This window comes from Pedobacter cryoconitis (assembly GCF_003259615.1).
In the GTDB taxonomy this organism is placed as follows: Bacteria; Bacteroidota; Bacteroidia; order Sphingobacteriales; family Sphingobacteriaceae; genus Pedobacter; species Pedobacter cryoconitis.
Genome location: NZ_QLLR01000053.1, coordinates 7021 through 14872, shown reverse-complemented (window position 1 = coordinate 14872; position 7852 = coordinate 7021). Strand labels below are relative to the sequence as shown.

General features: G+C 39.2%; 8 protein-coding genes and 1 tRNA gene. 1 reads left to right on the top strand and 8 read right to left on the bottom strand.

Going from position 1 to position 7852, the window contains the following annotated elements; all coding sequences use genetic code 11:
* The 4 genes from LY11_RS26985 to LY11_RS25915 form a co-directional block, all read right to left on the bottom strand.
* Positions 1 to 194, bottom strand: a 194-nt coding sequence (locus LY11_RS26985; RefSeq protein ID WP_449415916.1) for an ISAon1 family transposase N-terminal region protein, incomplete at its 3' end; no start/stop codon positions are given.
* A 20-nt stretch (positions 195 to 214) separates the two neighbouring features.
* Positions 215 to 364: a LytTR family transcriptional regulator DNA-binding domain-containing protein gene (locus tag LY11_RS27335; RefSeq protein ID WP_394340922.1), complete on the bottom strand. Its 150-nt coding sequence runs from the start codon at positions 362 to 364 to the stop codon at positions 215 to 217.
* A gap of 68 nt (positions 365 to 432) precedes the next feature.
* Positions 433 to 645, bottom strand: a complete 213-nt coding sequence (locus LY11_RS26825) for a hypothetical protein (RefSeq protein ID WP_111636486.1) — start codon at positions 643 to 645, stop codon at positions 433 to 435.
* A 767-nt stretch (positions 646 to 1412) separates the two neighbouring features.
* Positions 1413 to 1486 (bottom strand) — tRNA-Asp (locus tag LY11_RS25915).
* A gap of 614 nt (positions 1487 to 2100) precedes the next feature.
* On the opposite strand from LY11_RS25915, the gene LY11_RS25910 reads away from it, so the two are divergent.
* On the top strand, positions 2101 to 2985 hold the full coding sequence (locus LY11_RS25910) for a DMT family transporter (protein ID WP_111636485.1): 885 nt from the start codon (positions 2101 to 2103) through the stop codon (positions 2983 to 2985).
* Between the two features lie 86 nt (positions 2986 to 3071).
* On the opposite strand, the gene LY11_RS25905 is transcribed toward LY11_RS25910, so the two are convergent.
* From LY11_RS25905 to LY11_RS25890, 4 genes are all read right to left on the bottom strand, one after another.
* Complete coding sequence (locus tag LY11_RS25905) at positions 3072 to 3962, bottom strand: alpha/beta hydrolase (RefSeq protein WP_111636484.1); 891 nt, start codon at positions 3960 to 3962, stop codon at positions 3072 to 3074.
* Between the two features lie 106 nt (positions 3963 to 4068).
* On the bottom strand, positions 4069 to 4944 hold the full coding sequence (locus LY11_RS25900; RefSeq protein ID WP_111636483.1) for a helix-turn-helix domain-containing protein: 876 nt from the start codon (positions 4942 to 4944) through the stop codon (positions 4069 to 4071).
* An 88-nt stretch (positions 4945 to 5032) separates the two neighbouring features.
* On the bottom strand, positions 5033 to 5983 hold the full coding sequence (locus tag LY11_RS25895) for a PorP/SprF family type IX secretion system membrane protein (RefSeq protein ID WP_111636482.1): 951 nt from the start codon (positions 5981 to 5983) through the stop codon (positions 5033 to 5035).
* Positions 5984 to 6004: 21 nt separating this feature from the next.
* Positions 6005 to 7852, bottom strand: a 1848-nt coding sequence (locus LY11_RS25890; RefSeq protein ID WP_170132778.1) for an MBG domain-containing protein, incomplete at its 5' end; no start/stop codon positions are given.

Sequence of the window (7852 nt, the reverse complement as noted above, 5' to 3'; positions counted from 1 at the left end):
AAAGGAAAGTCACGAACAGTGATCTCATCGAAAAAACCCTTAGAAAGTAGCTTTTCACCTGAATATTCCTTGGGATGTATGTTTTTTTCTAAAAGATAAATATGATATGAGCCTTCGCTAAACTCGAACTTATCCAACTCAAAGTATTCGGTTAAGCCTTCTGGTAATATTAATGATAGTATTGAGGTGTCCAAAATAATGATATTGAACAAAATTAATGAAACTTATCAAATCCCCAACTTTTTTGCTTGATCCCAATAAATGAACGGTGAACACGAAGAAAGCGCTGGTTTTGGAGCTCAATTTCTATGTTACTGATTTTATATTTAATGGTCAATTCACTTTCAGTGGTTAAGACCTTAATATAATCTCCTGATTTTATAGTTCAATTTATCAGTATTAAACGCCCTGATTACTTTGATAAGAGATCGGTCAACGCTTCAGCGGAATTCTTAGGGGGAGTAAAGATCCTGCTTTTTCCAGGCTTGCTACTTTTACGAAAGTTCTCTGATGCCTTTGGGTTTCCATTGATTGTTTCATTGTGCCCCTTACAGAACTTTTGAAACAACCTGTACTCCAAACTGCTGCTTTAAAAATGAAATCGCCCAGGATTCCCTTTACAAATTTACCCGTTAAACTTCCCATAATAAATAAATGCCTTTCCACCAATGTAGGCTATTGGCGTTAAAGATTATCCTGATGCGTAAAAAATGTCTGTAATTGTCCGCAGCTGTCTGCAATTGTCCGCAATTGTCCGTGCGTCAGTCAAAGGGAAAATTATAATTTCATTAATCTTCAACTAGTTATGGTTTGGTTGTGCCTGAGTGGTGGTCGGGGTGACACCAGGTTGTAAACGGGCTGTAAGCATGGCAACTCTAAGTCATTTCAACTAGTTGTTTTGACTTGGACTTGCCATGCTCTCACGTTACTTTAGCATTGCTCTTACCCTAACGAGTACCCGACCAGTACCCGGCAGATATAGATCTATTATTAAGCTATTTTGAATTTATTTACTAACAGCCCGGCCTTGTTTCGGCTGAGTCATTCCCATGCAAATTGAAAGCTTTCAGCGCAACTTCCAGAGGCATAAGAGCATTCGTGACAGCAAAGACTTTCTGTTTAGCGTGTCAAAATTTATGCTTAAAAAAGAGCCTGCTACACAAGTTTATGACTTGATCCATGATTGAATTTAAATTTATGTTCCACAACTTTTGGAGCTGACTATCGCTTGTGATCCGGTGTTTTTAAATAGTTATAATACAGTTGCTTGTGAAGTTTTTGGTGGGTAGGGGTATCTGCCAGAATCGACTCACTGGTAGTAGGAGAAAAATTGAATATTTCGGAGGGTCTGTAAATCAAAAAACCCTGCTATCAAATGATAACAGGGTTTCTTAATGTTTTGTCTAATCTTGCGGACCGGACGGGACTCGAACCCGCGACCTCCGCCGTGACAGGGCGGCATTCTAACCAGCTGAACTACCGGTCCGTTCTCCTTTGCTCTTCACTCACATAAATGTTTGTTTAGATGCGCTTGGGGCTGCAAATATACATTGTTTAATTAAAAAACAGCCTAAAAATCACTTATTTTCAGAGATCTTATATAACTAGCTGGATGTGAGTGTGATTTATTGCAAATGTTTTTTTCCTGATTCCTTAAAAACATTAATTAGTCTCTAATTAGCATACAACAGTAAAGATTTTAGTGATACAGCCAATAGGATACTTCGTTTTCGATGACAAAATTTATGAGTTGCTACATCCGCATTCAAGAGTATTTAGTCATTTGATGACTGTAAATTAAAATAATTTCCGCGTTTATATTGCGTGTTTTTTTCATAGATAATATATCCGTAAAAAAGTTAATTGATCTGCTGTTGCTCACAATTGTTAATTTTTATTTGTTACTTTCGAAATCCACTGATGGATTAAAATTATGATGAATAAAGGCTGCCTTCCTCCTCCAGCACAATAAGTACTTAATTAAGTTTCGAAACGGATAGTGATATATTATCCGGATGGGAGCATTGTGCCGGTTCGGCAGACAAGTAACTTATTCATCCATTGACAATTTGAACATTACAAATTGCATAATTCATTCTAATGAAAAAATCTTATATACAATTGCATATTGCAGTTTTATTAGCGGGCTTTACAGGCCTGTTTGGTCGCTTAATAAATTTAAACGAAGGGCTGATCAGCTGGTACAGATTATTAATATCAGGCCTGGTGATGTGGGTCTATCTATCCATCACCGGTAAAAAACAAAATCTTTCTTTTAAAGAGCAGTTTAGAATCGGGTCGATAGGTTTTATTTTAGGTATTCACTGGATTTTCTTTTATGGGAGTATCAAATACTCAAACATATCAGTCGGCGTAGTATGCTTTGCATTAACCAGTTTTTTTAACGCTATTTTAGCCCCGCTGATCAATAAAAAGAGATTAGCTTTTCAAGAGATAGGTTTAAGCAGTCTGACCTTGTGCGGCATTGCATTGATCTTTGGTATGGATGCAAGTTTCAGACTGGGGATCGTGTTGGGAATAATATCAGCTATCTTTTCCGCACTCTATACCATATTCAATGAGCGGCTGGTTCAGGAGTATGAAAGTAACACAATCATATTAAATCAAATGATAGGCGGCTGCCTGGGATTAACTGTTATACTACCCGTATTTTTACTGTTTTCACCTGCTCAATACTTTATCCCGACTATCAGTGACTTTGGCTGGTTATTAATTCTTTCCATATTCTGTACAGTGATCATGTATTTTTTGATTACAAGCGCACTAAAGAAAATATCTTCATTTACAGTAAGTCTCACTTATAACCTTGAGCCATTATATACTATAGCACTCGCAATAATCATTTACAAGGAGAACAAAATACTTTCAACCGGATTCTATATTGGATTATTATTGATACTAATTTCTCTGATGCTTCAAATGTACCGCGTTAAAGCTAAAAGTAGTGGTTTGATCCTGCCATAGTTATTTATAGCAAAGAAACACAAGCTTTAATCCGTTATCATCTTGCTAAAGCGCACTGTTATCAAAAGATAGCAGTGCGCTTCTGTTTAAATGCTTCCGGTTAAAGAAATCATAAAGTCCCCTGCTTTTTTTATAGCATCTTTTCCTTCAGGAAGCAACGAATGCCATAAAGGAAAATTATGGATCATTTGAGGCCACACTTCAAATTTGACATGTACTCCTGCCATAGCCGCATTGTGGGTAAAAGTTAAGGCTTCACTCAACATTTCTTCAGCTTCTCCCACAATTACATAAGTTGGAGGAAGACCGTGCAGGTTGGCATAAATAGGAGAGGCAACCGGAAGATCAGGAGCTGCGCCGCCCAGATAAGCGGCTGCCTGCGCTTTAATAGCCTTCAGGTTTACGATAGGATCAATTCCTTCTTTTGTCTTATAAGTTTCACCACTTTGGCCCAAATCAATCCATGGAGATATAATTACCCCGCCAGCCGGCATAGGTATGCGCTGATCACGTAAGGATATAAATAGGTTAATCGTTGCGTTTCCACCAGCAGAATCGCCAGAAATAATAATATTTTTCGGATCAATTCCCTGGGCCAATAACCAGATATATCCTTCCAGAATATCTTCCAGAGGTTGTGGGAATGGGTATTCAGGTGCAAGGCGATAATCCAGAGCAAAAGTTTTCATTTTTCCTGCCCTTCCAAGTTCACTGATTTCCCCGCGATGTGTTGCCGGACTGCCAATTAGAAAAGCACCACCATGTATATAATAGAGCACATGCGAATCTCTGGCTTCCGGAGAAGTTGTCCATTCGCCATTTAAATCCCCTACAGGTACGGTTTCATATTTGATGTCAGCAGCTACTGGTAAAGTCGCATACATTTTATCTGCTTGAATACGCAACTCCGGAATGGGTGCTTGCAAGTCCAGGTACGTTTTGAAGTAATCCCTGGCAATTTTTAAATTTTTGTCCATGCTTTTATTTTGATATAATAACAGCAAATTTCGGAGTAACTCAAAGATCCTGTTAGGAAATTGGGGTTCAATATTGGTACTTTCCGTTCCAGATAACCGAACTTAATTAATGGTTGCTATATTTTTCATACATCAGTTTTCGGTATTCGGCAGGGGTAAATCCTTCTCTTTTTTTAAATTGACGGGAAAAATAGGAGAAGTCTTTAAAGCCCAGCTGATCACTAATCTCTCCTATGGAGAAATTGCAGTAAACCAGCATCCGTTTCGCTTCAATTAATCCACGGTCACGAACCATCAATCCGGCAGTTTTACCAGTTACATTTTTAACGATTTTATTGAGATAATTGGATGAAATACTCATTTTGCCAGCGTAGAAAGCTAAATCTGGCTCTTCTTTATAATATTGTTCTATTAGTTTTTTGAATTTTCTATGCGTTACTACCTGAAATGAATCTGCATTTTTTGGTTGCGCTTTGTTCATTAGTCTTTGGATGCGGTTTAGTAAAGCAAAGAGAAGAACATTGATGATGATTGGAGCTTTTTCATCCCTGTTCAGTTCTTCCATTATCGGATCAATAATCGCTTTAAGTTCTTTTCTCGCATTTTCATCCAGGCATAAATAAGGTGTAGTTAAACTTTCATCCAGAAATGTGAGTTCAAAAACAGATTCTTGTGTATGATGTGCAAGCAGAAATTGCTCTGTAAATGAGATGCTATACCCTTTTACCTTTTCTGGTGAATTTAAAAGGTGAATCTGACCTGGAGAGGTAATTAGTAAAGTATCAGTTTTAACAGCAATATCATGGTAATCTATCGTGTGCATAAATGCGCCTTCAGTTAACCAGATCAGCTGATAAAAATTATGCTTATGAGGCCATTCCAGGTTTTTTGGCCAGGATAGGTCTTCAAATCGTTCAAGCTTAAATAAATTCTCAATCCCTTTACTAGATGGGAAGTCTTCAATCTTATAGGTTGGGATCATTATATAACAGCAGATAATGATGCGAAGTTAAGCAATTGCATAAAAAAACACCCGCCTCCTTTCAGAAACGGGTGTTTTAATCAAAAGGTTACTTTGCCTTTTTATTAAATAACTTCAGCTTAACGCCGACTTCAAAAGTTCCGTTGGTATAAGTTGTCAGCGGACCGGTTTCAATGTTGTAAGAAATATTGAAACCAAAATTCTGCTGATCCATTCCTGCACCAAATCCAAGGCTCTGGCTGCTATGGTAAATAGTCTGGAAAAATAAACCATATTGGTCCATATTGAAGTTCGCACCTACGTCAACAATATCGGTATTCCCTTTGATGACGCGTAATCCTGCAAGAGGCTCCAGTTTAAAATTACCACCATCACCCACAGGGATTTTGTAACTGACAATACCGATAAATAGAGGCTTATTTACATCTAAACGTTCATCGGAATTTCTAAAGAAAGTGCTTTTCATATTAGGCATTGCTGCACCAATATAGAGGCTATTGCTAGTATAGGCAACTCCGAAGTCACCATCCAGATAAGGTTTCAGCTGGTTATAGCGGGCAATCTCAGGATCCGTAGGATCACCATTGATCAAGCTGTATTTTACCCTTGAATCGCTTACACCTAAGGACAAACCAAAACTTAAATGCTGATTTTCTCCTTCCAGCTGTAAGTGGTACGCATAGGTACCCATTACCCGTGTAGATTTGATTAATCCGGCCTCATCAGCTGTTACATTAAGACCGAGGCCTACTTTATCGGTTGCATGGAGATCTGCTGTCAGCAAACCTGTTTTTGGAGTTCCGGGGAAGTTACTCCACTGTTGGCGATAATTGGCATTTATGTTCAAGCCTTCACTTAGCCCGGCCATAGCCGGGTTATAGATGTATTTGTTTTGAAAATACATATTCTGGAAAGGGGTTAATTGTGCCTTACTGTATAAGGTCGTTCCTAACAGGAATAGCGTTAACAGCAGGGTCTTTGCTGTTTTATTTGATTTATGTGGAGTCTGATTCTTCATAACGGTCTTAATTCTTTTCATCTTTTCGCTGTACAAACTGTTTTAATTACTTCTAAGCAGTGTAATAAATCCTCTGAACTTTGGTAAGCCCGGACCAAGATCTACTGTGTAATAATAGGTTCCCTGAACTAATGGTTCTCCTTTCAGTGTACCATCCCAATCATTAGTATATCCTTGTTTGAAGTATACTTTTCTCCCTGCACGGTCGTAAACCGTTACTGAGTTTTTAGGGTAGAGCTGGATATCCCCGATCATCCATGTATCATTCTTGCCGTCTCCATTTGGTGTAAGAATATTTGTCGCTGTAATAGCTGTTGCCGGTTCGCCTCTGTATACTGTTACAGTATATGTGTTTGTTGTTACCCCATCCTGCGCGGTTACCACGATGGTAATCGTATTATTTCCTGCATTCAGTGGAACGCCTGCTGAAGAACTGCCGTTAGGGGCGGTTAATCCATGGATCTTAACTGTGGCAGTTGGATCAAACGTTAACGTAAAGCGAATGTTATCAGATCCATTATCTACTGATGTTGTATAATTGTGATTTGCCGGTGTAAAGGCTGGTGATAGTATTCCTGAACTTATTGTCAAATTAGAAACATTAGTACCGTTTACTGCAATAATGGTTAGGTTTCCATTCACATAATTGAAACTGTAATTAGCTGAAGCAGCTCCATTTACTGTGATTGGATAATTGCCTGGTGCAGTAGTCGTGGTAGCTGTACTTGTAGCCGCTGGCTGAATTGATAATGAATTCATATCATCGCCATTTACAAATCCGTTATAAGCCAGGGTGAACGGTGGATTGTTTAAACCATAACTTCTGGTTTTGTTATCTGCTGTAATGGTTAGAACTGCCTTGCTTACAGTTAAAGTACCTGGTACATACACGACATCGTAATTCGCAACAGCAGCTCCACTCACTGTGATCGGGTAGGTGTTTACTCCTGAACCTGTTGACGCAGTTGTACTGATTACTGGTTGTGAAGTCAGGATGGACGGATTATCTCCACCTGAGAAACCACTGTAGCTTGCTGTAAATGAAGGGTTAGCCGAACCATAAACTTTATTCTGATTGTTAGCAGTGATAGTCAGGACTCTTTTAGTAATAGTGAGGTTAGCACCTGTATAGTTTAATACATAATTACTGTTTAACGCCACTGTACCTTGAGTGATTGCATAAGTATTTACACTTTCACCAGGAGCACGGGTTAGTGAGCCGGTAAAGCTATCAGAAGCGACCAGGTTACCAGAAGTGATTTGATAAGTTAATGCCGGATCAGCGGTGCCATAAGCTTTTGTTTGTGCATCGGCCGTAACTGTAACCGCTCTTTTACCAATCGTCAGGTTTGCCGGAACATAAGTTAATAAATAGTTGTTGTTTAATGTCAATGTGCCTTGTGTGATGACGTAAGTATTCACGCTTTCACCTGTTGCACGGGTTAGCGTACCGGTAAAACTGTCCGATGGCGCTAAGGCACCAGAGGTAATCTGATAGGTCAGTGCCGGATCTGCATCGCCATAAGTTTTGGTTTTTGCATCTGCTGTAACTGTAACTGCCAAGGTATTTATAGTTAAGTTACCAGGAACATAATTGATGGTGTAATCTGTACTTACTGCGCCGCTGGCCGTGATCGTATATGGACTTCCCGCAACAGAAGATGTCGCTGTAGCGGCGGTAGTCAGTGTAGGTGCGGTCGTTAAACTAGCCTGGGTATCCCCATTTACAAAACCTGTATAACTTGCTGTTAAGGCAGGTAGTGCAGCCCCGTAAGCTTTGGTCTTATTGTCTGCGGTGATCGTTAATGGTGCAGCAGTTATGGTTAAGTTACCCGGCACATAACTGATGGTATAATCTGCACTTACTGCGCCGCTGGCAGTGATTGCATA

Excerpts from the sequence above, each read along its gene's own strand:
- LY11_RS26825 (WP_111636486.1), bottom strand. The coding sequence starts at position 645 with ATGGGAAGTTTAACGGGTAAATTTGTAAAGGGAATCCTGGGCGATTTC.
- LY11_RS25905 (WP_111636484.1), bottom strand. The coding sequence starts at position 3,962 with ATGGACAAAAATTTAAAAATTGCCAGGGATTACTTCAAAACGTACCTG.
- LY11_RS25895 (WP_111636482.1), bottom strand. The coding sequence starts at position 5,983 with ATGAAAAGAATTAAGACCGTTATGAAGAATCAGACTCCACATAAATCA.
- LY11_RS25900 (WP_111636483.1), bottom strand. The coding sequence starts at position 4,944 with ATGATCCCAACCTATAAGATTGAAGACTTCCCATCTAGTAAAGGGATT.
- LY11_RS25910 (WP_111636485.1), top strand. The coding sequence starts at position 2,101 with ATGAAAAAATCTTATATACAATTGCATATTGCAGTTTTATTAGCGGGC.